The sequence below is a fragment of the Actinoplanes awajinensis subsp. mycoplanecinus genome (genome assembly GCF_001509495.1).
GTDB classification, from domain to species: domain Bacteria; phylum Actinomycetota; class Actinomycetes; order Mycobacteriales; family Micromonosporaceae; genus Actinoplanes; species Actinoplanes palleronii.
In genome coordinates, this window is record NZ_LLZH01000268.1 from 90,400 (window position 1) to 112,916 (window position 22,517).

General features: G+C 72.1%; 19 protein-coding genes. 7 read left to right on the plus strand and 12 right to left on the minus strand.

Annotated elements, in window-relative coordinates; all coding sequences use genetic code 11:
* Positions 1 to 51: 51 nt before the first annotated feature.
* Both ADL15_RS25845 and ADL15_RS25850 read right to left on the minus strand, forming a co-directional pair.
* A complete protein-coding gene (locus ADL15_RS25845; RefSeq protein WP_067696384.1) occupies positions 52 to 1,452 on the minus strand; it encodes a serine/threonine-protein kinase in 1,401 nt (466 codons plus the stop codon).
* 475 nt (positions 1,453 to 1,927) lie between these two features.
* Positions 1,928 to 2,938, minus strand: a complete 1,011-nt coding sequence (locus tag ADL15_RS25850) for a LacI family DNA-binding transcriptional regulator (RefSeq protein ID WP_067696387.1) — start codon at positions 2,936 to 2,938, stop codon at positions 1,928 to 1,930.
* Between the two features lie 201 nt (positions 2,939 to 3,139).
* Here ADL15_RS25850 and ADL15_RS25855 point away from each other — a divergent pair, with 201 nt between their 5' ends.
* Genes ADL15_RS25855 through ADL15_RS25865 form a run of 3 tightly spaced genes read left to right on the plus strand, consistent with a single transcriptional unit; the run spans position 3,140 to position 6,195 of the window.
* A complete protein-coding gene (locus ADL15_RS25855; protein WP_067696390.1) occupies positions 3,140 to 4,138 on the plus strand; it encodes a GlxA family transcriptional regulator in 999 nt (332 codons plus the stop codon).
* A 4-nt stretch (positions 4,139 to 4,142) separates the two neighbouring features.
* Positions 4,143 to 5,135, plus strand: coding sequence for a type I glyceraldehyde-3-phosphate dehydrogenase (gene gap, locus ADL15_RS25860; RefSeq protein ID WP_067696393.1), 993 nt, complete (start codon positions 4,143 to 4,145; stop codon positions 5,133 to 5,135).
* 43 nt (positions 5,136 to 5,178) lie between these two features.
* Positions 5,179 to 6,195 (plus strand): LacI family DNA-binding transcriptional regulator, encoded by a 1,017-nt coding sequence (locus ADL15_RS25865; protein ID WP_067696396.1) that lies wholly within the window; start codon positions 5,179 to 5,181, stop codon positions 6,193 to 6,195.
* Positions 6,196 to 6,430: 235 nt separating this feature from the next.
* Here the strand turns inward: ADL15_RS25865 and ADL15_RS25870 are convergent, their stop codons facing one another.
* The 3 genes from ADL15_RS25870 to ADL15_RS25880 all read right to left on the minus strand — a co-directional run bounded on the left by ADL15_RS25870 (position 6,431) and on the right by ADL15_RS25880 (position 9,567).
* A complete protein-coding gene (locus ADL15_RS25870; RefSeq protein WP_067696399.1) occupies positions 6,431 to 6,877 on the minus strand; it encodes a hypothetical protein in 447 nt (148 codons plus the stop codon).
* Positions 6,878 to 6,979: 102 nt separating this feature from the next.
* Positions 6,980 to 9,178 carry a polycystic kidney disease 1-like 3 gene (locus ADL15_RS54425; protein ID WP_067696402.1) on the minus strand — a complete coding sequence of 733 codons (2,199 nt, stop codon included), beginning with the start codon at positions 9,176 to 9,178 and terminating at the stop codon, positions 6,980 to 6,982.
* Positions 9,175 to 9,567, minus strand: a complete 393-nt coding sequence (locus ADL15_RS25880; protein ID WP_157441599.1) for a hypothetical protein — start codon at positions 9,565 to 9,567, stop codon at positions 9,175 to 9,177. The genes ADL15_RS54425 and ADL15_RS25880 overlap by 4 nt, the downstream gene beginning before the upstream one ends.
* Before the next feature lie 157 nt (positions 9,568 to 9,724).
* On the opposite strand from ADL15_RS25880, the gene ADL15_RS25885 reads away from it, so the two are divergent.
* A complete protein-coding gene (locus tag ADL15_RS25885; RefSeq protein WP_067696408.1) occupies positions 9,725 to 10,438 on the plus strand; it encodes a hypothetical protein in 714 nt (237 codons plus the stop codon).
* A 128-nt stretch (positions 10,439 to 10,566) separates the two neighbouring features.
* Here the strand turns inward: ADL15_RS25885 and ADL15_RS25890 are convergent, their stop codons facing one another.
* Complete coding sequence (locus tag ADL15_RS25890) at positions 10,567 to 11,727, minus strand: hypothetical protein (RefSeq protein WP_067696411.1); 1,161 nt, start codon at positions 11,725 to 11,727, stop codon at positions 10,567 to 10,569.
* A gap of 395 nt (positions 11,728 to 12,122) precedes the next feature.
* Here ADL15_RS25890 and ADL15_RS25895 point away from each other — a divergent pair, with 395 nt between their 5' ends.
* A complete protein-coding gene (locus ADL15_RS25895) occupies positions 12,123 to 12,836 on the plus strand; it encodes a DUF1963 domain-containing protein (RefSeq protein WP_067696414.1) in 714 nt (237 codons plus the stop codon).
* Between the two features lie 280 nt (positions 12,837 to 13,116).
* On the opposite strand, the gene ADL15_RS25900 is transcribed toward ADL15_RS25895, so the two are convergent.
* Genes ADL15_RS25900 through ADL15_RS25925 form a run of 6 tightly spaced genes read right to left on the minus strand, consistent with a single transcriptional unit; the run spans position 13,117 to position 19,988 of the window.
* Complete coding sequence (locus ADL15_RS25900; protein WP_067696417.1) at positions 13,117 to 14,409, minus strand: pectate lyase family protein; 1,293 nt, start codon at positions 14,407 to 14,409, stop codon at positions 13,117 to 13,119.
* Between the two features lie 13 nt (positions 14,410 to 14,422).
* Positions 14,423 to 14,758: a cupin domain-containing protein gene (locus ADL15_RS25905; RefSeq protein ID WP_067696420.1), complete on the minus strand. Its 336-nt coding sequence runs from the start codon at positions 14,756 to 14,758 to the stop codon at positions 14,423 to 14,425.
* Positions 14,736 to 15,821 carry a Gfo/Idh/MocA family protein gene (locus tag ADL15_RS25910; RefSeq protein ID WP_067696423.1) on the minus strand — a complete coding sequence of 362 codons (1,086 nt, stop codon included), beginning with the start codon at positions 15,819 to 15,821 and terminating at the stop codon, positions 14,736 to 14,738. Before ADL15_RS25910 ends, ADL15_RS25905 begins: the two co-directional genes overlap by 23 nt.
* Entirely contained in the window at positions 15,818 to 17,269 is a 1,452-nt protein-coding gene (locus ADL15_RS25915; protein WP_067696426.1) for a mannitol dehydrogenase family protein, read from the minus strand. Before ADL15_RS25915 ends, ADL15_RS25910 begins: the two co-directional genes overlap by 4 nt.
* Complete coding sequence (uxaC, locus tag ADL15_RS25920) at positions 17,266 to 18,675, minus strand: glucuronate isomerase (RefSeq protein WP_198171010.1); 1,410 nt, start codon at positions 18,673 to 18,675, stop codon at positions 17,266 to 17,268. Before uxaC ends, ADL15_RS25915 begins: the two co-directional genes overlap by 4 nt.
* Positions 18,672 to 19,988, minus strand: a complete 1,317-nt coding sequence (locus ADL15_RS25925; RefSeq protein WP_067696433.1) for a Gfo/Idh/MocA family protein — start codon at positions 19,986 to 19,988, stop codon at positions 18,672 to 18,674. Before ADL15_RS25925 ends, uxaC begins: the two co-directional genes overlap by 4 nt.
* Positions 19,989 to 20,200: 212 nt before the next feature.
* Here ADL15_RS25925 and ADL15_RS25930 point away from each other — a divergent pair, with 212 nt between their 5' ends.
* Entirely contained in the window at positions 20,201 to 21,226 is a 1,026-nt protein-coding gene (locus tag ADL15_RS25930; protein WP_067696436.1) for a LacI family DNA-binding transcriptional regulator, read from the plus strand.
* 9 nt (positions 21,227 to 21,235) lie between these two features.
* Positions 21,236 to 22,516, plus strand: a complete 1,281-nt coding sequence (locus tag ADL15_RS25935; protein ID WP_067696439.1) for an ABC transporter substrate-binding protein — start codon at positions 21,236 to 21,238, stop codon at positions 22,514 to 22,516.
* Position 22,517 lies beyond the last annotated feature (1 nt).

A 22,517-nucleotide genomic window follows, 5' to 3' on the forward strand; every position in this document is an offset into this window, starting at 1 on the left:
GGCCCGGGAGGGGCGGTTGTTAGCGTTTTCTGCGCGCCGACCTGACCCTTCCTACGCGCCTGCCTGCCCCAGATCGGTCAGGCGCTCCTGGAGGACGGCGGCCTGACCGGCGGTCAGCCCGCCCTCGCCGAGGCGCTGCCGGACCTTCTTGCGGAGCAGGTCGACCTCGCCCGGCACGTCCGGATCGTCGGAGACGGCGAGCTGGCCGAGGATGTTGCGGAAGTCCTGGGCGACGTCCGGCCGGATGTCACCGGACTGCTCCCCCTTCTCCACGGCGTCCTGCACCCGGCCCAGCGCGACGTCGACGGTCAGCGGGGCGGTCGTCCGCTCCACCGTCGCCTTCGCCGACGCCGACGGGCTCGGCGAGGGCGGCGCGACGGACGGCACGACCGACGGCACGACCGACGGCGCCACCGACGGCACGACCGGCGGCTGGGGCTGCCCGGCCAGGTCGTCGTCGGCCTGCGACACCACGTGCACCAGGGCCAGGAACGCGACAGCGGTCGCGCCCAGCGCCGCCCCCACCGCGATCTTGCGGCCGCGGCTGTTCCGCACCGCCGGCGTCTCGGCCGGCACCCGGGCGTGCCCGGTGGGACGGGCGCCGGGCAGCGGCACGGTCGGCGCCTTGTTGTCCTCGGACGGTGCCAGCTCGGCGAGCACCTTCCACGCCTCGGCCGCGGACGGCCGGCGTTCCGGGTCGTCGAGCAGGCAACGCTGGATCAGGTCGACGAGCGGGGTGGGCAGGCCACCGGGCAGCGGCGTCGGGCCGGACTGCCGGGCGATCGCCAGCTCCTCCCAGGTGTCCACGCTGTAGGGCGGCTCCCCGGCGACCATCTCGAAGAGCAGCACGCCCAGCCCGTACAGGTCGGTGGCCGGCTCGGCGGGCTCGCCGTCCAGGCGTTCCGGCGCGGCGTAGGCCGGTGTGCCGAACGTGGCGCCGGTGTCGTCGTCGTCCGGTTCGCCGGCGGTGGCGCTGATCCCGAAGTCGAGCAGCTTCACGCCGCCCTTGCAGAGCATCACGTTGCCCGGCTTGATGTCGCGGTGCACCACCCCGGCGGCGTGCGCGGCGGCGAGCGCTCCGGCCACCGCGGCGCCGACGGCGGCGGCGGCCGGCCACGGCACCGGGCCGTCGCAGAGCCGGGCCGCCACGGTCTCGCCGGAGAGCAGCTCCATCACCACGAACGGCACGACCGAACCGTCCGGCCGCACCGCCTCACGGTAGTCGTGCACGGCCGCGATCCCCGGGTGCGAGAGCCGCGCCGCGAGCCGGGCCTCCCGCCACGCGAGGTGCGCGGCCCGGACGTCACCGGCCGGGAGTTTGACCGCCACCGGACGGTCGAGCAGCTCGTCGGTGGCCCGCCAGACCTGCGCCATGCCGCCCGTCTCGAGCAACGTGACGAGGCGGTACCGCGAGACCAGGAGGGCACCCGGCGCCGGCCATACATCGTGCATGCCGGAACATTCGCCCACGCCGGTCGCTGTGTCAACCGCAGGGGGGTTTTCCCAGGCGAGCGTCAAAATCAAGATCACAAAACCGACGTCGTGCGTCCGCCGGGGTTCAGATCGCCGCTCCCGCCGGGACCCCTGCGGGCTCCGCAGGGCGCCGGCGCGCCCAGAACGCGAAGCCCTCCGGGGCGACGTCCGCGGGTGGTCCCGGTTAAACCCCCGGCAGAGCCACTACCGCCCGGGAGAACGGTTTCCACCGTTCGCAGCCGTCCACAGACCCCCACCACCCGCACGCCTCTCCCCGTCACACTGTCTGCGGGGGAGCCCCCAGGGAGGGCGGGCTCTGCGCGGGCCGCTTTTCCCCACCGCCGGCCGGACGGCGCGCCGGGGCCCGGACCCGGCCGCCGCCCCGCGCGAGACCGTCACGGGACGCGGCTCGTAGCCTGCGGACGGGCGCTGGAGTATCCGTACCGAAGAAGGGTTAAGCGCTGCCACGCAGGATCAGGCGGGTGGGCATGACGGTCTCGCGCTCGACCGGCTCCTCGCCGTCCAGTTTCGCCAGCAGCAGCCGGACCGTCTCCTGGCCCATCTGCTCGACCGGCTGGTAGACGCTGGTCAGCGGCGGATCGGTGTGCCGGGCGATCACCGAGTCGTCGAAGCCGATCACGGCGACGTCCTCCGGCACCCGGCGGCCCGCGCGGCGCAGCACCCGCAGCGCACCGGCCGCCATCATGTCCGATGCCGCGAACACCGCGTCCAGCTGCGGATAGTTGGTGAGCAGCCACTCCATCGCCATCGCGCCGCTGATCTCGCCGAAGTCGCCGGCCGCGGCCGGGCCGTCGCCGACCACGTCGCGGTAGCCCTGGTAGCGGGCCACGCCGGGGGCCATGTCCATCGGGCCGGTGATCGTGGCGATGCAGCGGCGGCCCTGCTCGCGCAGGTAGGACACCGCGGCCCGGGCACCGCCCCGGTTGTCCGCGTCGACGAAACTGACCGGCTCCGGGTGGACCGGGCGACCGACTCGGACCGTCGGCACGCCGCGCTCCTCGAGCAGCGCCGGCAGCGGATCGTCGCCGTGCAGCGACAGCAGCAGCGCGCCGTCGACGTGCTGGCGGGTCAGGTAGCCCTCGAGCTGGCGGCGTTCCTCCGGGGCCTGCGCGATCATCAGGACCATCTGCAGGTTCCGGGCGACCAGCACGGACGAGACGGACTGCACGATCCGGCCGAAGAACGGCTCGGCGAAGAACCGCTCGCCCGACTCGAAGACGACCAGGGCGATCGAGTCGGTGCGCTGGGTGACGAGCGCGCGGGCCGCGCGGTTCGGCACGTAGCCCAGGTCCTCGATGGCGTCCTGGACGAGTTTGCGGGCTTTCGGGCTGACCTGGGCCGACCCGTTCACCACCCGGGAGACGGTACCCCGGCCGACGCCGGCTCGCGCCGCGACCTCCTCCAGGGTCGGCCGCCCGGCCGAACGGTTGCTGTGGTCCCTCATGGCCAGCCGTCCTTTCCGCGTCACCGGCTGGAGACAAGGTACAACCGCCGAGCCGCCGGGCCGATGATTCTAGTGGTCGACTTTCGGACCGCGGGAGCGCTCTCGGCATTCCGGACGGAAGGGGTCCTTGGCGGGATCCTTGCGGTTACCGCCGTTACAGCCACTTCCGGGGTACGCGCTGCGCCCGGCACAGTGGGTGGCATGCCGGAACACAAGGTCGCCATGCTGGTTCTGCCCGGGGCCGCGCCCCTCGACGTCGGCATCCCCGCGCAGGTCTTCGCGCCGCGGCACGGCCTGGGCTACCGGCCCGTGCCGTGCGCGGCCCAGCCCGGCGCGGTGCCCGGCCGGGACGGTCTCGGCTTCACCGTCGAGGCCGGTCTGGAGGCGTTCGACGACGCCGGCACGGTCATCGTGTGCGGCTTCCGGAACCCGACCGGCCCGATCGACGGCCGGGTGCTCGACGCGCTGCGGGCGGCCGCCTTCCGCGGCACCCGGATGGTGGCCATCTGCACCGGGGCGTTCGCGCTGGCCGCGGCCGGGGTGCTCGACGGCCGGCGGGCCACCACGCACTGGCAGATGGCCCCGGTGCTGGCCCGGGAGTACCCGAAGGTACGGGTCGACGGCGAGGTGCTCTTCGTCGACGAGGGCCAGGTGCTGACGTCGGCCGGGGTGGCCGCCGGGATCGACCTGTGCCTGCACATCGTCCGGCGTGACCACGGGGTGCGCGCGTCGAACACGATCGCCCGGGTGCTGGTGGCCGCGCCGTACCGCAGCGGCGGCCAGTCCCAGTACGTGCCGCGCAGCCTGCCCGAGCCGCTCGGCGACGTGTTCGCGGCGACCCGGGAGTGGGCGCTGCGGCATCTCGAGACGCCGCTCACGGTGGACGGGCTGGCCCGGCACGCGGGGGTGTCGGCGCGGACGTTCGGGCGGCGCTTCGTCGAGGACACCGGGTACACGCCGATGCAGTGGGTGCTGCGGGCGCGGGTGGACCTGGCCCGGGAGCTGCTCGAACGTACCGTCCTGGGTGTCGACCAGATCGCCGCGCGGACCGGTGTCGGCACCGGCGCGAACCTGCGGATGCACTTCCAGCGGATCCTCGGCACCTCGCCGAGCGAGTACCGGCGGACATTCGCTGGCGGAAAGCTTGCGACAGCTGACGTCCCGGCACCTGCCGGGCACCTGACAGCGGCGGCACGCTGAGGACATGACAACACGAGTGGCCGTCAACGGCTTCGGACGCATCGGGCGCAACGTTCTCCGCGCCGCCGCCGGCAGTGACGTCGAGATCGTCGCGATCAACGACCTGACCGACCCGGGCACCCTCGCGCACCTGTTGCGCTACGACAGCTCGCTGGGCCGGTTCGCCGGCACCGTCGAGGCGCACGAGGACCACCTGCTCGTCGACGGCCGCCGGATCGAGGTGACCGCCGTCCGCGACCCGGCCGAGCTGCCGTGGAAGGAGTTCGGCGTGGACGTCGCGCTGGAGTCGACCGGCCGGTTCACCGCCGCCGCCGACGCCCGCGCGCACCTGGCCGCCGGCGCGCGCAAGGTGCTGGTCAGCGCCCCGTCGAAGGGCGCCGACCTGACCGTGGCGTACGGCCTGAACCACGGCGACTACGACCCGGCCGCACACGACGTGGTCTCGAACGCGTCGTGCACCACGAACGGCCTCGCCCCGATCGCGTCGGTCCTCGACGACCTGGCCGGCATCGAGACCGGTTCGATGACCACGATCCACGCGTACACCCAGGAGCAGAACCTGCAGGACGGCCCGCACCGGGACCTGCGCCGGGCCCGCGCCGCCGCGCTGAACATCGCACCGACCACGACCGGCGCGGCCACCGCGATCGGCGCGGTGCTGCCCCGGCTGGCCGGCAAGCTCACCGGGTACTCGGTGCGGGTGCCGGTCCCGGTCGGCTCACTCGTCGAGCTGAACGCGATCGTCGAGCGCCCGGTCACCGCCCAGGAGATCAACAGTGCGTTCGAGGCGGCCGCGCACGGCCCGCTGCGCGGCATCCTGGAGTTCTCCGCCGACCCGCTGGTCTCCACCGACATCACCGGCAACCCGGCATCGTCGATCTTCGACTCGCTGCTCACCACCGCGAACGGCCGTCTGGTGAAGGTGGTCGCCTGGTACGACAACGAGTGGGGCTTCGCCAACCGGGTGATCGACACGCTCTCCCTGCTGGGTCGTTAGCTCCGGCCACACGGCGTCCGGTCCGCTTATCTATGCTGTCCGGATGGCGGTCACCCTGTCCGATGTCGCCCGGCTGGCCGGGGTCTCCCCCGCCACCGTCTCCCGCGTGATCAACGACAGCGCCAAGAAGGTCGCTCCCGAGCTCCGGGAACGCGTGCTGGCCGCCGTCGCCGAGTTGCACTACGTGCCGAACGCGCACGCGCAGAACGTCGCCCGGCCGCGCAAGTCCGCGGTCGGGGTGATCGTGCACGACGTCTCCGACCCGTACTTCGCCGAGATCACCCGGGGCCTGCAGCGGCAGGCCGGTGCGCACGACCGGCTGCTGGTGATCTGCAACAGCTACCGGGAGCCGGAGCGCGAGCTGGCCTATGTGGCGCTGCTGCGCGCCCAGCAGGTGCACGCGCTGATCCTGGCCGGTTCCGGCTATCACGACGACGCGTTCACCGCCCGGCTCAACGGGGAGCTGAACGCGTACCAGCAGGGTGGCGGCCGGGTCGCGGTGATCGGGCGGCACGAGCTGGTCGGCAGCGCGGTGCTGCCGGCCAACGAGACCGGGGCGTACCAGCTGGGCTGCCGCGTCCTCGGCCTCGGCCACCGCCGGATCGGCGTGATCGCCGGCCCGCGCGCGCTGACCACCACCACCGACCGCCTCACCGGCATCCGCCGCGCCGCCGCCGAGCTGGGCGTGCCGCTGCCACCCGACCAGATCGTCTACGCCGACTTCACCCGCGACGGCGGCGCCACCGCGGCCACCGAGCTGCTCGCCGCCGCCCCCGGCCTGACCGCGATCCTGGCCCTGAACGACTCGATGGCCGTCGGCACCCTGGCCACCCTCCGCGACCGCGGCATCGGAGTCCCCGACCAGATCTCCGTGACCGGTTTCGACGACATGCCGATCGCCCGCGACGTGACGCCGGCCCTGACCACGGTCCGCCTCCCCCTGGTCGGTATGGGCGAACGAGCCATGGCCCTGGCCCTGGGCGACGACGCCGGCCCCATCTCCGAACCCGCCACCGCCGAAATCATCTGGCGCTCCAGCTGCACCGCCCCCTCCCTCTGACCCCACCGAACCATCCGCAACCCCAGACCGCTCCGCCCCCGGGCCGCAGCGCGCGTCCAGCTGCCCGGCTGGCTTCCAGGGGTGCCTCCGGGGCTGCGAGACACCCCTGGGGGCCAGCCGGCTGCGTGGGGGCGCGCTGCGGGCGGGGGGTGGGGCGGTGTCGCGGGGCCTCACGGGCGGGACTCGGCTTGTAGCCTGCGGACGAGCGCTCCGTGATTCGTACCGAATGGGGGGTTTAATCCAGCAGCCAGCGGAGCAGGTCGTTGCCGTAAGGGCTGGCGGCCAGCGCGATCAGAATCAGCCAGATCACGGTGAGCACGGCCAGCCGGAGGAACGTGCGCCGATCGCCGGAACGCCAGGTGTGCGCCAGCGTCGCGGCGCCGAGCAGCAGCATCGCGATGCCGATCGGATAGATCAGCCAGGCGATCAGCCGGCACCCCGCGAAGATCCAGACCAGCGGGTTGACCAGCGAGTCCGGGCCGACACCGGGCAGCGAGTCCTTCGGGTCGCCGAGGCGCTCCAGGCCGGGGTGCAGGATCGCCCCGAGATCGTCCGCGCGCGCCGCCGCCAGGATCAGGACCACAAAACTGCCTGTCAGGTACGCGATCAGAAACGCCACCTGGACCCAGACCACCGCGCGCCCGGGCTTGGAGGTCCGGCGGTCCCCGGCGAGATCGGTCATGGCGGCAATGTACCCAGATCGCGCCGCACCGACCGCCCCGGATACGGCGAAGCGGCCCTGGAGCCCCAGGGCCGCTTCGATCGTTCACCGTGCCGGATCGGCTCAGGCCGGAGTGCTCTCCGCGGCCTGGTCCTCGATGGCCGCCCGGATCCGGTCGGCCTGGAGGCGGCTCTTGACGCCGGTCAGCGCGGTCACCCGGTAGCGGGTGAGCTTGCCGGTGGTGCGCAGGTGCTCGTGCAGCTGGACGCCGTACTGCTCGAGGACCTCCTCGTCGCTCGGCCCGCGGCCACCCTGCGGCCGGGGCAGCAGGTGCATCCACGGCTGGTCGGCGCCGGACGGCTGACCGCCGAGCGCGGAGAGGTAGTCGCTGACGAACTCGCGGACGGTGGCCTCGTCGAGGCGCGGCACGCTCGGCGCGAGCATCATGGCGAGCTCGCGGGCGTCGGTGACGTCGCTGCCCTCCATCTCCTCGATCAGTGCGGTCCGCAGGTCCTCGATCGCCGCCATCCAGACCGCCGAGCCCACCGGCGCGGTGACCGGCTCGGGGAGCAGGTCCCGCCACGGGTACGCGGCGTCGCCGGGCTCGCCGTTCATCTCGCGCACGTAGTCGTTGACGAACGACCGGACGACGCCCTCGCCGAGGTCCGGGACCCGCGGGGCCAGGGAGCGGACCAGCTCGGCGACCCGGGAGTAGGTCATCTCGGGCAGGTTGTCCGCGGTGACCTCGCTGGCGACCATGCGGCTGAGGCGTTCGACCGCGAGCCGCCACCACGGGGAGCCGACGATGTTGACGGCGCGCTGGGCGCCGGTCGGGGTGGCCGCCCAGGACGGCAGGTTGTGCTGCCCGTTCGTGCCGTTGGTCCCGTTGGTCCCGTTGGTGCCGTTCGTGCCGTTCGTGCCGTTGGTGCCGTTCGTGCCGTCGGCGCTGTGACTGCCGTTGGTGCCGTTCGAGGGCGCGGCCACATACGGGCGGGGCGCGGGAATCGCCGGGATGGAGCCGAGCACGGCCGGGACCGCGCCGGGCACCGCGACGTCCTCGGCGGACCGGCGCTGGGCCGGCACCTCGGTGCCGTTCGCCGGCATGCCGAGCATCTCCTCCGGGGTCACCGCCGCGGCCAGCCGCTCACCCAGGCTGCCGGACTCGGCGGTCGAGTTCACCAGCGCGGCGAGCCTCGCGACCGTCGGCCGGACCGGCCCTTGTTCGTCAGCCTCCAGCGAAGCCGAAGCCGAAGCCGGGACCGGAGCCGGAGCCGGGACCGAGGCCGGAGCGGCAACAACCGGCGAGCTGGCCACCGGCGCGACCGGAGCGGTCGGCGCGGCAGCCGGCGGCATGAACTGCACGGGCTGCACCGGCTGCGCGGGCTGCCCCGAGGACACCGGCGGCGCCGACGGGACCGCGGGGGCGGACCGGATCGGCTCGGTGACCGGCTCGGCTGCCGCCGCCACCGCCGCGACCGGCGCGGGCGCAGCGGGCAGCGGGGCCACCGGCGCCGCCGGCCGCGCGTCGGCCGGGATCAGCAGGTCCATCACCCGCTGGATCCGGGCGAGCTGCTCGATGACCTCCTCGACCTCCGGCTCACCGGCGGTACGGGCGTCCTTCAGCAGGCGGTTGCGCCACCACGACTTCGGCCAGCGGGCCGAGCTGACCCGGTGGTGGTTGACCACCATCCGGCGTACCTGCCGCTCGTTGCCCATCCGGGCCAGGTCCGGGTCGTCGTCCGGGATCAGCCAGCCCCAGCGCTCGGCGAGACGCCGCGGGCTGTACGCGAACCGGCCGCGCCGGACCCGCTGTCCCGCCGCGGTCAGCGCCGCCCACCACATCAGGAAGATCACGCAGGGCACCGCGAGACGCAGCAGCTTCTCGGTGCCGGTGACCGCGTTGCTGGCCACGATGACACCGGACACGCCGGCGATCAGGGCGGCGATCCACAGCATCGGGCCGGGGTGGCCGGGTGTCTCGATCCGGCCGTCCTCGCCGTAGACCGAGGTGTTGCGGTACTGCTCGGCGGCGAGGCTGGTCGCGGTGAGGAAGCAGATCTCGAAGACCGCGAAGACCAGTACCGCGAAGACCTTGGGCAGGTTCAGCTGGTCGGTGGCGATCACCCACATGCCCTCGGCGTTGAGCAGCAGCGCCAGGTTCATGCTGAACGACAGGGCGATCGGGCGCAGCGGCTTGCCGGACCGTTTCGCCCAGATCGCGAAGCTGATCAGCAGGAGCACGCCGAGCACGCCTCCGGCCAGACTCGCCAGGGCGGCGTAGTCCGTCCAGAAGTTGCCTATCTGGGCGTTGAGGTCTTTCATCCGGGGGAGCCCTTCATCGGAACCGGAAGGTACGCGTCGAGTGCGGCCGCGATCAGCGCGGACCGGTTGCCGGCGGTGTGCGTGCAGGCCAGCCCGTCGATGACGGCGAGGTTCTCCGGGTTGGGCCGGATCGACACCTGCACCTGATCCTCACGGTGCTGCCGGCGCGCGGGTCGCTGGGCCACGAAAATGCCGTCCTGGGCGTGCTCCGGCAGGGGGTTGCCGGTGAGCTCGGCCAGGCGGTGATGGGTGTCGTTGAGTGCGTCGAAGACGATCTGGGTGTGTGACCGACCGGCCGCCGCGGAGTGTTCCCGGAGCCGGGACCGCAGGCTGACCGCGAGATAGACGACCACGCTGCTGGCGGTGATCGTGCGTGCACTGCCTGGCACCGCGGGTCCTCCTCGTCGTCGGGGCATTCTTGCTGGCGCGGATTTCTATCACGTAACCGCCCCCGCACGCGAAAGCGAGTGCTATCCGATAGCTACCGGCCCCATTGGAGGAGGACAGGTCTGGGCCGGGTGGCGATCACCGGGCAGAATCGTCGGTGTGCGGGTGTACCTGGCCGAGGGCGTGCAGGAGACGGTGGTCGGCCTGCGGGCCCCGGCGTCGTCGGTGCCGTGCGATCAGCTGGAGCTCGGCTCGATCGTGGTGCTCCGCCCCCGCCCCGGATTGCACGGGCAGCTGCGGGTGTCCTTCGAGGTGCCGAGGGCGGCCGGCTGGCGGCTGTTCGGGCGCTCGCCGTCCGACTACCGCTTCGTCGTGCAGCAGGACGACCGCGCCGACCTGCGCCGGGCCGTCGACGCCGCGGTGCTGACCATGGACCGCTGGCCGGTGCTGCGCGACCACGTCGGACTGTCCGATCCGAGCCCGAAGCTGGCCCAGGCGGTCTGGGAGCTGGCCGGCCTGCTGACCGACCGTGACCGGGTCCGGCTGACCTGGGAACAACTCACCGAGGCCGACCCGGACGTGCCGCGGGGCAGCCCGCTCCGCGCCGAGCTGGCCGCGCGCGCCACCCACGCCCGGGCCCGCCTGCGCGAGCTGGACGTGGCGGCCGGTTCCCGGGTCGGTCATCTCACCCGGCTCGCGGATCAGACCGAGGCGTTCGTCCGCCAGCAGCAGGCGCTCGCGAACGCCCGGGCGCTGCTGCGCGAGTCGGACTACCTGATCGGCGCACCGTCCCCGGCGCCCGGTCACGAGACCCTCGACCTGGCCGAGCACACGTCCGCCGTACTGACCGCCTATCGCGAGCTCACCGTGTGAAACCGAGCGGCGCGCCGCACCACTTCCGGCAGACGTCCGTCCACAGTCTCCCCCGTTTTCCCTCGAACCGCAGGGGAGCATAGACGCACAGAAAAGGGGCCCCGGAGGGCCCCTTTCCCGTCATTTGCCTACTGGGTGAGAGAGCAGGTGGAAAGGCCCTCGGCGTTCAGGTTCGGCTTCGCGGCGGTGCGGCCGATCGCGGTTTCCATCCGGTTGATGGTCGAGAACCGCTTGTCCTTCAGCGGGCCGAGAATCGCATTCTGGATGAAGTTCGCGCCGCCCTGACCCTTGGTCGAGACGATCCGGTTGTTGGCTTCCTGGATCTGGGTCTGCAGCAGCGCCAGGTTCCGATCGATTTCGGCCTGGGCCGACGCCGGGATCGCCACGTTGATCGTCACGTCCGGGCAGTTGACCGTCGCGGTGCCGGTGTTGTTGCCGGCCGGCGCGGTGGTCGCGCCGGCGGTCGGCGCGGCCGTCGCGGTCGCGGTCGGTTCCGCCGTGGCGCCACCGCCGGCGGCGTCACCCGCTTCGTTCAGCGAGCAGGCCGACAGGCCCTCGGCGTTCAGGTCCGGCTTCGCGGCCTGGCGACCGATAGCGGTCTCCATCCGGTTGATCGTGGCGAACCGCTTGTCCTCCAGCGGTCCGAGGATCGCGTTCTGGATGAAGTTCACGCCGCCCTGGCCGATCGTGGTGGCCAGGCGGTTGTTCGCTTCCTTGATCTGCGTCTGGAGCAGCGCCAGGTTCCGATCGATCTCGGCCTGGGCCGACGCCGGGATCGCGACGTTGATCTCCACGTCCGGGCAGTTGACGGTCGGCGCGGCGGCCGCGCCACCGGTCGAGCCGGCGGCACCGGTCGCGGCCGGGACCGCGGTCGGCTCGGGAGCCGCGTTGCCGCCGCCGTTCTGGTTCAGCGCGCAGGTGGCGAGCGAGTCGACCGGCAGGTTCGGCTTGGCCGCAGTGCGCCCGATCGAGATCGCGATCCGATCAATAGTGGACGCTCGCTTGTCCTTCAGCGGGCCGAGGATCGCGTTCTGGATGAAGTTCACCCCGCCCTCGCCGACCGAGGTCGACAGGCGCTTGTTGGCCTCCTGGATCTGCGTGTTGAGCAGCGCCAGGTTGCGCTCCACCTCGGCCTTGGCCGACGCCGGGACGGCCGGCAGCGCCGGCGCGACCTGCGGGCAGTTCACGGTGGGCACGGCCTCCGAGGTCGCCGCGTTCGCCACACCGAGACCCACGCCGGCCAGGGCCACCGCGATGCCCGCGATGCCGACGCCTCGCCAGCGCCGCACATTGGATCCTCCCGCGTTACTCCGGTAGCTCCGGTAGCGCTTCATGTGTGTCGCCTTCCCCTCGGACCACGTTCGTGTTTCTCAATCCGTCCTTACGGGAACGCTCCCACTGCGGATCGAACTAAAGGAAAACTTAAGGATCAAGGGGCAGACGTCTTAAGGTCGCGCTTATTCTTCGGCTCCCCGCCATTCCCGGAAAATCTCCGCTGAACTGCGAAAACCATGCCCGGCGCAGGGTTCGCCGTTTTCCCCTGATCGACAACAAACCTTTCTTGTACGAACGGGGGGCATCCGAACGCAGTGTCGCCGTCCGGTAGCTCCCCGCGTCCGCCGCTCCTGCCGGGTCTTCCCGAACGCCGATTCCCCGGCGGGTTCCTGTGTCAGACTCGGCGACCATGACCCTGCCTCCCGAGGTCCGCGCGATCGTCCGAACCCGCCTCGCCCCGGAGATCGCGACGGCCTACCTGAACCTGGCCCGCCCCTCGATCGGCTACGCCCCGGCCGACGAGGGCTGGAGCGCGTTCGGCGGCGACCCCTCGGTGGCGGCCTTCGTCTGGCCCTGGTTCCAGGGTCGTCCGATGCTGATGCTGGCCCAGATCGACTGCGCCGAGTCCGTCGAGCTGCTCGGCCGCGAGTGGCCGTTCCCCGCCGAGGGCCGCCTGCTGTTCTTCCACGACGACGACTTCTCGGCCGGCTTCCCCGGCGACCACGGTGACGACGGCTGCCAGGTCCTGCACGTGGCCGACGCCCCGGTCGCCCCGCTCCCCGAGCCGCGCCGCACCATCCCCGCGCTCCCCCTGGTCCCGACCGCCCGGGGAGCGATCCCGAACTGGCACGACGACCTCGCCGAGCACCTGGGCCTGACCATCCGCGAGCTGATCGACCTGTCCGAGGACCTGACCCCGCACCTGCCCAAGCCCCGCCACCGCCTGCTCGGTTACCACGACAACCGGGACATCCCGGTGACCGGCCACCGCCCGCTGCTGCAACTCGCCGCCGAGGAGGGCACGACGTGGGGAGCGGTGACCAGCGTGACCTTCTGGATCACCGAAGCCGACCTGCGCACCGGCATCCTCGCCAACGTCCGCCGCTCCTACGCCTCCCCCTGACCCCCGCCGGGGGTGGCAAGCACACGCACCACCCGATCGCGTGCGGCTGCCGCCCCGAACCCGACGGATCGCGTGCACCCGCGGGCCGCCGGCACCGGACTGGGCACTTTCGGTCAGCGGTGACGGCGGTCATCCCTGCGGACGCCCGGTGGCGATGGGGCGGAGTTCCGGCGCGGAACACGCGACCACCCCGCCCGGCGGGCACGCCCCGGCCCGGTGCGGGCAGAAGCGTGCCGCCACAGGGCGGGGTGGCTGCGGTCAGTGCGTACCGAAAAGGGGGTTATCGCAGGCAGAGGCGGCCGGCGCCGGACTGCGCGGTGACCACCGCCGGGACCTGCGCCGTCGGGGTGAGCGGGCCGGCCCGCAGCACCGGCGTCCACCCGGCATCCGCGCCCAGGTCCGGGTCGTGCGTCGCGTTGTACTCGGACAGCAGGTTGACCGCGGTGACCGGGCCGGTGCCGATCCGGGTCAGCGTGCCCTTCTCGGTCAGCGCGGTGCCGCCCCAGTTGTAGACGATCTCGTCGAGGCCGATGTCGGCGCTGCGGAGCAGGAAGTTGTTCTCCGCGTAGATCGCCGAGTAGACGCCGGCGCCCCACGAGTACTGGTAGGTGTCCTCGTCGGTGGCGTAGTAGTAGTTGTCGTAGACGTCCACCTGTCCGAATCGGACACGCGGCGCGCGCTGGCCGACGTTGGCGAACTTGTTGTGGTGGACCGTGACGCGGAGTTTGCCGACGTCCGCGCCGACCGTGTTGGTGGAGCCGATCAGCATGGTCTTGTCGTGCTCCTGGAACACGTTGTACGAGATCGTCACCAGGTCCGAAGCCCGGATCACGTCGAGCGCCCCGTCGTGCACCTGGTACGGCCGCCCGAAGTACTCCGGCTGCCCCGAGTCCACATTGTTCCCGTCACTGAACGTGTTGTGGTCGGCCCAGACATGGGTGCCGCCGGTCAGCGTGATCAGGTCGTACGCGGAGTTCCAGTTGCCGGCCGCGCCGTCGGTCGGGTCCCAGAGCGGGAAGCAGTCGGCGGCGTCCTCGAGGCGCAGGTTCCGGATGATCACGTTGTCGGCGGTGGAGACGAGCAGGTTCAGCCCGATCAGCCGGGCGTTGGCCAGCCCGACGATCGTGGTGTTGGACGGCACCTTGAGCTGCACGTCGGCGGCCTGGTTCTTCGCCGACCGCACCCGGGCCTCCTCGAGCGGCCCGGCCGGCTTGACCGTGGTCCCCTCGTACGCGGCCAGGAACGCGTCCAGCGAGTACGCCGGGTCGGCGTACGTGGCGCAGTCGCCGTTGCGCCGCAGCGTGCCGGCGACCAGCACGATCCGGGGTGCGGTGTCGGTCCCGGCGAGCGCGGCGGCGAGCTCGTCCCGGGTCCGGACGACATAGACGTGATCGTCGGCGGCGGCGGAGCCACCGGTGGTCCCGGTCCCGGACGCCGCCCAGCCGTCGGAGGCGGGAAGGACGTCCCGGGCGATTGCGGGGACGGTGAAGGAAACAGCGGACACGGGGGTGATGGCGACGCCGGCGAGGAGGAGGCCGGCGGTCACCGCGAGAGCGGATTGTCGAAGAAGCATGACGTGCTCCGATTCAGGCGACGGGTTCTAGATGCATCCAGGTGAAGACCAGCGGGTCGGCGCCCTGACTGATCAGGTGGTGGTCCTCGCCCGGTTCGAACACCACGACGTCACCGGCCTGGAACCGGTCGGCCTCGACACCCTCGATCTCGATGGCGCCGCTGCCCTGCACGATGACGAAGACTTCGGGGACGGTGTGCACGTGCCGGCCCGGCTCGTCGTGGGTGCGGAAGCCGGGCTGGGCGTAGACCCGGAACCCGCCCCGCTCCACGACGTGCCCGGGCAGGACGCTGGTGAAGGTCGGACCGCGGTGGTGGTCCGCCAGGTCAGTGAGCTTCAGTTTGCGCATGGTGCAGGGCTCCCTTCCATGGGCTGACCGCCCAGGCGATGTCACTTTCGGACGGCAGGAGGCCGGTGGCGGCGACCTGCCGGACCAGGTCGTCGGCGCCGGGCAGGATGTTCCCGCCGCCGTCCGGGTGCGGCCGCAGGAACGAGGCCGGGATCGGCTCCGGCGGCGCCGAGGAGACGATCGCCTCGGCCACCGCGGTGAACGTCCGGGTCCGCTCGAGCGGCACGATCAGCGGGTCACCGGAGAGCAGGTTCTCCAGCAGACCGATACGTCCGGATATTTCGTGAAAAGTCGAATCGAAAGCCAAACGCAAGCGATCCGTCGGGTACTCCAACACGTCCGCCCCGACCCGGATCTCCCCGGCCACGAACACCGACGACGCCAGCGTCACCGCCACCGTGATCGTCCGCTGATCGGAGCCGGTCAACCGGAGGAACGTCGTGTCGTCGGTATCGATCTCCCGGGTCCGATAGCGCTCCAACTCCATCGTCACCGGCTCGAACCCGTCCGCCACGGACAGCGCCTGCATCAGCGCGTGCGCGAACGGGTTGACCAGCGCCCCGTCGAACGTCGCCTGCCGACCGGCCCACGGCGCCCGCCGGTAGTAGGAGTCCGCCCGCCACCACGCCCCGGCCGCGGACACCGGTGTAGCGCTGCCCGCGGTAGCTGTCCGGAACCGGTCGAGCGCGGCCGACCCGAGCGCCTGGAAACCGACCTGGCACCGCCGCCCGCTGTCCCGGATCGCCGCGGCCAGCCGGTCGTGCTCGGCGAGCGTGGTCACCGGCGGCTTCTCCAGGAGCAGGTCCGCGCCGGCCGCGAGACAGTCCAGGGCGATCGGCAGGTGGGTGTGCGGCGGCGTACAAATGATCACCGCATCCGGGCGGACGGCCCGCAGCATCGCGGCGTGGTCGTCGAAGAACGGCACCCCCGGTTCGGGCTCGACCGGACTCCGGTCACAGAGGGCGGCGATCTCCAGATCGCCGCGATCGGCAAGATCTTTGAGGGTACGGCGGTGCGAGACCCCGTGACCCCCCGCGCCGATCAGCGCGACCCGCGGCGTCATCGGCCGGCCGCCGCGATGGTGGCCGCCGCGCCGTACCGTTCCAGCTCCCCCACCCAGCGGATCAGCTCGGCCCGCAACTCGCCGTCGGAGGCCAGCGCCGCCGGGAACACCTCGTCGAGCCCGAGCAGCGCGTCGACCAGCCCGGCCGGCGTGTCCGGCTGCTGCGTGACCACGTCCCGGATCCGCGCCGCCAGAGGATCGTCGAGCGGCAGGGCGGACCCGTCGTCGGCGACGCCCCGCGCGAAGCGCATCCACCCGGCCAGCACCAGCGCGGCCCAGACCGGCACGGCACCGGCGCGCCGCCGGTCGGCGATCGTGCCGAGCAGCCGGTACGGCAGTTTCTGGCTCCCGTCCATCGCGACCTGGTGGGTCCGGTGACCCAGCTCCCGGTTGGCGAACCGCTCGAGCACGGTCTCGCCGTACCCGAGCACCGTCACCCCGGCCGGCGGAGTCATCGACGGCGCGATGTCCTCGGCCAGGAACCGCCGCAGCAGCCCGCCCATCCCGGGCAGCTGGAGCGCGTCCGAGATCATCTCGCGGCCGGCCAGCGCGCCGAGGTACGCGCACGCCGAGTGAACCGAGTTCAGCGCCCGCAGCTTGAGCGTCTCCCACGGCTCCACGTCGGTCGTCATGATCGCCCCGGCCGCGGCCCAGTCCGGCCGGCCACCGGGGAACCGGTCCTCGATCACCCACTGGTGGAACGGCTCCGCGACGACCGGCACGCTGTCCTGCGCGCCGAGCGCGGCGGCCGCCCGGCGCAGGTGGTCGGCGCTGGTCGCCGGCACGATCCGGTCGACCATGGTGGCCGGGAACGCCACCCCGGCCGGCAGCGACGCGCCGGCCACCTCGAGGGCCTGTTCCACCATCCCGCGGATCCGGGGGCCGTTGCCCTGCAGGTTGTCGCAGCACAGCACGGTCAGCGGGGTGCCGCGGGCCATGATCCCGCGGGCCAGCAGCGCGGGCACGCTGGTCGGTGGCGCCGCCCCGGTCAGTTGCGCGCGCAGCTCGTCGTCGACCAGCAGCCGCCCGTCCGGTCCGAGCCGGTACGCCTTCTCGGTCACGGTCAGCGACACGATCCGGATGCCCGGGTCGGCGATCGCGGCCAGCACGCCGTACGGGTCGCCGGCCGCGTGCCCGAGCCCGGACAGGATGCCGACCGCCCGCGCGTGGTCCGGGCCGTCGCCGACGGTGAGCACGCTGTAGAGCCGGTCCTGGGCGCGCAGCTTGTCGACGATGGCCCGGGAGCGCGGCGCGACCCCGACGATGCCCCAGTCGCCGCCGGCCGCCGCGACCGCGGTCTCGGTGTAGACGGCCTGGTGCGCGCGGTGGAACGCGCCGAGCCCGAGGTGCAGGATGCCGGGCCGGACGGCGCCGGGCGGTACGGCGGGACGGCACTCCGGTGCGAGCCCGGCGAGCGCGGCGAGGCGCAGCGTGGTGGTCACCGTCATGCCGTTCGGTCCAGCCGGAAGACCTTCTTCGGCAGGTGGTACGCCAGGTCGGCGATGGTCTCGGCGGCCTCGTCGAGCGGCAGCCGGCCCTCGGCGACCAGCCGGGCCAGGTATCCGGCGTCGACCCGGCGGGCCACGTCGTGCCGGGCCGGGATCGAGCAGAACGCGCGGGTGTCGTCGACGAACCCGGCCGTGTTGTAGAACCCGGCCGACTCGGTGACCGTCTCGCGGAACCGGCGCAGGCCCTCCGGGCTGTCCAGGAACCACCACGGCGCGCCCAGGTAGATCGCGGCGTACCCACCGGCCAGCGGCGCGAGCTCCCGGGTGAACGCGGTCTCGTCCAGGGTGTAGAGCACGATCCGCAGCCGTGGGTCGTCGCCGTAGCGGTCCAGCAGCGGGCGCAGCGCCTGCACGTACTCGGTGCCGGACGGGATGTCGCCGCCGACGTCGCGGCCGTGCCGGGCGTGCAGCGCCCGGTTGTGGTTGCGCACCGAGCCCGGGTGCAGCTGCATCACCAGGCCGTCCTCGAGGGACATCCGGGCGAACTCGACGAGCATGTGCGCCCGGAACGTCTCGGCGTCCGCCGCGTCGGCGGCCCCGCCGAGGCCCTTGCGGTACAGCACGGCGACGTCGGCGTCGCTGAGCTCGACCGTCGCGGCGGTCGGGTGCCCGTGGTCCGAGCTGGTGGCACCGGCGGCGACGAACAACTCGCGGCGCGCTCTCAGGGCCGACAGGAATCCGGGGTACGTCCCGACGTCCAGCCCGGTCAGCTCGCCGAGCACGGCCACCCGCTCGGCCCAGCCGGTCCACTCCATGTCGACCAGGTTGTCCGGCCGGAACGTGGTGATCACCCGGCCGCCCGGCCCGCCCCAGCCGTCGGCGGCGAGTTTCGCGTGCACCGCGAGGTCGTCGATCGGGCTCTCGGTGGTCGCCAGGACCTCGATGTTGAACCGGGTGAACAGCGCCCGCGGCCGGTACTCCGGTTCGGCCAGCCGGGCGGACAGCTCGTCGTAGATCTCGTCGGCGGTGTCCGCGCCGAACCGTTTCTCGATCCCGAACACCTCGGCGAAGACCTTCTCGGTCCACAGCCGGGACGGTGTGCCGCGGAACAGGCGCCAGTTCGCGGCGAGCAGCCGCCAGATGGCCCGGCCGTCGGTCTCCACCGCGCTGCCGTCGACGCTCGGCACACCCAGCCGGGCGGGCGGGATGCCCTGGCTGTTCAGCATCCGGGTGACGTAGTGGTCGGGCACCACGAAGAGCCGGGCCGGGTCGCCGAACGGTTCGTCGTTCGCCAGCAGCGCCGGGTCGACGTGGCCGTGCGGGCTGATCAGAGGCAGGTCGCGGGCGTGGGCGTAGAGCTCACGGGCGATACCGCGCTGGGTCGCCTCGGCGGGGAACAGGGTCACTTGATCTCCTCGAGATCTAGGAGGTCCGATACGCGGACGGCCTGTCCGGTTGCCAGTGACTCATTGGCGGCCAGGCCGGTGAGCAGGGCGCGGGCGCCGTCCACGGCGTTCGCGGTCCGGCCGAGCGGGTCGGGCGGCGCGTCCGGCCGGATCAGGTCGGCGAGCATCCGCACGTCGGCTCCACCGTGCCCCTGCCGGGAGTACCCGTCCACAGTGATCTCACGCGGCGGGGCCCAGAACGGCCGGACCAGCAGGCGCCGCCAGCCCTGCTCGGCGCTCGACAGCGAGCCGGGCTCGCCCTTGACCGCCCCGGCCGCGCCCGGTGCGACGTGATCGGTCTCGACCACCTCGAGTTCGAGGCGGCCCCTGCTGCCGTTGACCATCACCCGGTAGCCCTCCCAGGGTGCGTACGCGGTGAGGTGGTAGCTCATCGACGGGCCCCGGGCGTAGCGGACCAGCACCGCCATGTCGTCCTCGATGGTCACCCCGGGCGCGAAGACGTTCTGGTCGCGCAGGTAGCCGTCGTGCTGCTCGGCCTGCAGGTACAGCTCGCGCATCGCGGGCTCGTCGGCCATCCGCAGCGCGAACGGGTCACCCTCGGCGGCGGCCGCGCCGTGCGCCCGGTCGTAGTCGCGGGCGTACCCGTGCCGCCGGCCCTGCTCGCCGTAGAAGAACAGCCGCCCGGCCGCGAACACCTGGTCCGGCGCGTCGTCCAGCCACCAGTTGACCAGGTCGAAGTGGTGGCCGGCCTTGTGCACCAGCAGCCCGCCGGAGTTGGCCTTGTCCCGGTGCCAGCGGCGGAAGTAGTCGGCGCCGTGCCGCACGTCGAGCAGCCACTCGAAGTGCACCGAGCCGATCTCGCCGATCTCCCCGGACGCGAGGACCTGTTTCACCGCCTGATGCAGCGGGTTGTAGCGGTAGTTGAAGGTGACCCGGACGCGGCGGCCGGTGCGGGCCTGCGCCGCGAGGATCCGGCGGCAGCCGGGCACGTCGACGGTCATCGGCTTCTCGGTGACCGCGTCGCAGCCGGCCTCCATCGCGGCGACCAGGTACTCGTCGTGGTACCTGTCGACCGTGGTGACCAGCACGACGTCGACCCGTTCCCGCTTGAGCATCTCGGTGAAGTCGGAAGCGGCGTAGAGCGGCACCTGGGCCTTGCCCTCGGCGGCCAGCCGTCTGTTGTGGACGGCCAGGCGTTCCGGGTTGGTATCGGCCAGGGCGACCAGCTGGGCCACATCGGCGTGGTCGTCGGTGAGCGCCCGGATGAACATCCCGGCCCGGGCGCCGGCACCGACCAAGGCGTAGCGGAGCATGCGATCGCCTCCGTTCGGCAAACGTTTGCAACAGATTAGGTACGAGACCTCGATCGAAGTCAATGGACGGTCCAAATATGCCCCAGTTTGCCGCATCTACGTCATGCATCGGCAACAGAAGGGACATCGAAGGGCGTTGACACGTCAGCAACCGTTTGCATTAATGGCTCCACCAGAGAGAGCCGGATCACACTCTTTGCCGGGAGGCATCCGTGGCCGTGACCATCCGGGACGTCGCCAAGGCGTCCGGAGTGCACATCTCCACGGTGTCGCGCACCTTCTCGGCGCCGCACCTGGTCAACCCGGATACCCGTACCCGGGTGCTGGCCACCGCGGAGGAGTTGGGCTACCGCCCGAACCGGGCCGCCCGGGCGCTGATCACCGGACGGACCCACAACATCGGCCTGATCGTGGCCGACATCGCGAACCCCTTCTTCCCGCCCATGATCAAGGCGGCCGAGACCCACGCCCGGCGACGTGACTACCACGTCTTCGTCGCCGACACCGACGAGGACCCGGTCGTCGAGTACGACCTGGTCCGGGCCTTGGCCAAGCAGGTCGACGGGATCCTGCTCTGCAGTCCCCGGATGAGCGACGACCAGATCGAGCACCTGCGCCGTGAGGTGCCCCTGGTCGTCGTGAACCGCCTGATCAACGGGCTACCGGCGGTGGTGATGGACGTCGGCACGGGCGCACGCTCGGCCGTCCGCCATCTGGTCGACCTGGGCCACCGTCACCTCGTCTACCTGTCCGGTCCGCGCGGGTCGTGGACCAACCGGGAGATCCGCAAAGCCGCCGGGGCTGCCGCCCGGGCCGGCGGAGCGGAACTCACCGTCCTCGGTCCGCACGTGCCGGTCTCCCAGGCCGGTGCGGACGCCGCCGGGGCGGTGCTCGCCACCGGCGCCACCGCGGTGCTCGCCTACAACGACCTGATGGCCATCGGCCTGCTCCAGTCGTTGCAGGACCGCGGCGTCGCCGTGCCACGGCAGATCAGCGTCGTCGGTTTCGACGACATCGCGACCAGCGCACTGGTCCGCCCCACGCTCACCACGGTGGCGAACCCGACCGCGGCCGCCGGGCGCGCCGCCGTCGACATGCTGCTTCAACAGGGCGACGACGGCGCCACCGGACAGGTCACCCTCCGGACCGATCTGGTCATCCGCAACTCCACCGGGCCCGGGCCCTACGCCCCGGCCGGCGCGACCACCGCAGAGGTCGCCGCATACGCCAAGGAGTGACCCACCCCCATGACCGCACCCCGCATGATGCGCGGCCTGATGGCCGCCGTGATCGCCCTGCCGCTCGCGCTGCTCGGCGCCTGTGGTGGCGACGATTCCAGCAGTGACGGCAAGACCGAGCTGACCTTCTTCTGGTGGGGCGGCGAGGCCCGGGCCAAGCTCACCGAGCAGGCCCTCGCGCTCTACACCCAGAAGCACCCGGACATCACGTTCAAGACGACCTGGCAGGCCAACCAGGGCTACTTCGACAAGCTCGCGACGCTCACCGCCGGCTCGGACGCCCCGGACATCTTCCAGATCGACGACAACTACCTCGCCGAGTACGGCACCCGCAACGTCACCGAGGACCTGACCAGCTACCAGACCTCGGGCAAGCTCGACCTCACCAAGTTCCCCGAGGGCCTGTGGAAGTACGGCCTCGTCGACGGCAAGCTGGCCGGGATGGCGATGGGCGAGAACACCCAGGGCCTGGTCTTCAACAAGACCAAGCTGGAAGCCGCCAAGCAGGAGCTCCCCAAGACCGGGATGAGCTGGGAGGACCTGATCGCCTGGGCGCAGAAGGCCGGCACCGCCACCAAGGTGGCCGGCACCATGGACCCGAGCGCCGACTACAAGGCGCTCTGGGTGTGGCTGCGGCAGAACGGCAAGCAGTTCTACAACGGCAACCAGCTCGGCTTCGCCAAGGAAGACGTACAGAAGTGGTTCGAGCTGTGGAAGGGCGCCCGCGACGCGAAGGCCACCCCGACCGCGGACGTGATCCACGAGGGCAACGCCACCGACATCACCAAGCAAACCGTGGTGACCGGCAAGGCGCTCACCTCGTGGGTCTGGGCCAACCAGATGCCGGACATCCAGAAGAACACCAAGGACACCCTGGGTGTGGTCGCCTACCCGGGTGACCCGTCCGCGCAGTGGGCCCGCGCCTCGATGTACTTCTCGGTCTACCGCGGCAGCAAGGACAAGGACGCCGCGGTCGACGTGATCAACTTCCTGGCCAACGACCCGGAGGCCGGCAAGATCCTCGGCACCGACCGGGGCCTGCCGTCCAACCTGGACATCCGCAAGCAGGTCGAGGCGACCACCACCGATCCTGCGATGAAGGCCTCGATCGCGCTCGAGAGCGAGCTGCTCCCGAAGTTCGGCACCCCGCCGAGCGTCCCGCCGAAGGGCCACAGCACGGTCAAGACCGAGCTGGTCAAGGCCGCCGAGGCCGCGCAGTTCGGCACCGCCACCCCGGCACAGGCCGCCGAGCAGTTCTTCACCGCCGCGCAGGCCGCGGTCGCCGGGTGAG

Bases quoted from the DNA above. Each gene is read 5' to 3' on its own strand.
- ADL15_RS25845 (WP_067696384.1), bottom strand. From the start codon at position 1,452: ATGCACGATGTATGGCCGGCGCCGGGTGCCCTCCTGGTCTCGCGGTAC.
- ADL15_RS25850 (WP_067696387.1), bottom strand. From the start codon at position 2,938: ATGAGGGACCACAGCAACCGTTCGGCCGGGCGGCCGACCCTGGAGGAG.
- ADL15_RS25855 (WP_067696390.1), top strand. From the start codon at position 3,140: ATGCCGGAACACAAGGTCGCCATGCTGGTTCTGCCCGGGGCCGCGCCC.
- gap (WP_067696393.1), top strand. From the start codon at position 4,143: ATGACAACACGAGTGGCCGTCAACGGCTTCGGACGCATCGGGCGCAAC.
- ADL15_RS25865 (WP_067696396.1), top strand. From the start codon at position 5,179: ATGGCGGTCACCCTGTCCGATGTCGCCCGGCTGGCCGGGGTCTCCCCC.
- ADL15_RS25870 (WP_067696399.1), bottom strand. From the start codon at position 6,877: ATGACCGATCTCGCCGGGGACCGCCGGACCTCCAAGCCCGGGCGCGCG.
- ADL15_RS54425 (WP_067696402.1), bottom strand. From the start codon at position 9,178: ATGAAAGACCTCAACGCCCAGATAGGCAACTTCTGGACGGACTACGCC.
- ADL15_RS25895 (WP_067696414.1), top strand. From the start codon at position 12,123: ATGACCCTGCCTCCCGAGGTCCGCGCGATCGTCCGAACCCGCCTCGCC.
- ADL15_RS25900 (WP_067696417.1), bottom strand. From the start codon at position 14,409: ATGCTTCTTCGACAATCCGCTCTCGCGGTGACCGCCGGCCTCCTCCTC.
- ADL15_RS25905 (WP_067696420.1), bottom strand. From the start codon at position 14,758: ATGCGCAAACTGAAGCTCACTGACCTGGCGGACCACCACCGCGGTCCG.
- ADL15_RS25910 (WP_067696423.1), bottom strand. From the start codon at position 15,821: ATGACGCCGCGGGTCGCGCTGATCGGCGCGGGGGGTCACGGGGTCTCG.
- ADL15_RS25915 (WP_067696426.1), bottom strand. From the start codon at position 17,269: ATGACGGTGACCACCACGCTGCGCCTCGCCGCGCTCGCCGGGCTCGCA.
- ADL15_RS25925 (WP_067696433.1), bottom strand. From the start codon at position 19,988: ATGCTCCGCTACGCCTTGGTCGGTGCCGGCGCCCGGGCCGGGATGTTC.
- ADL15_RS25935 (WP_067696439.1), top strand. From the start codon at position 21,236: ATGACCGCACCCCGCATGATGCGCGGCCTGATGGCCGCCGTGATCGCC.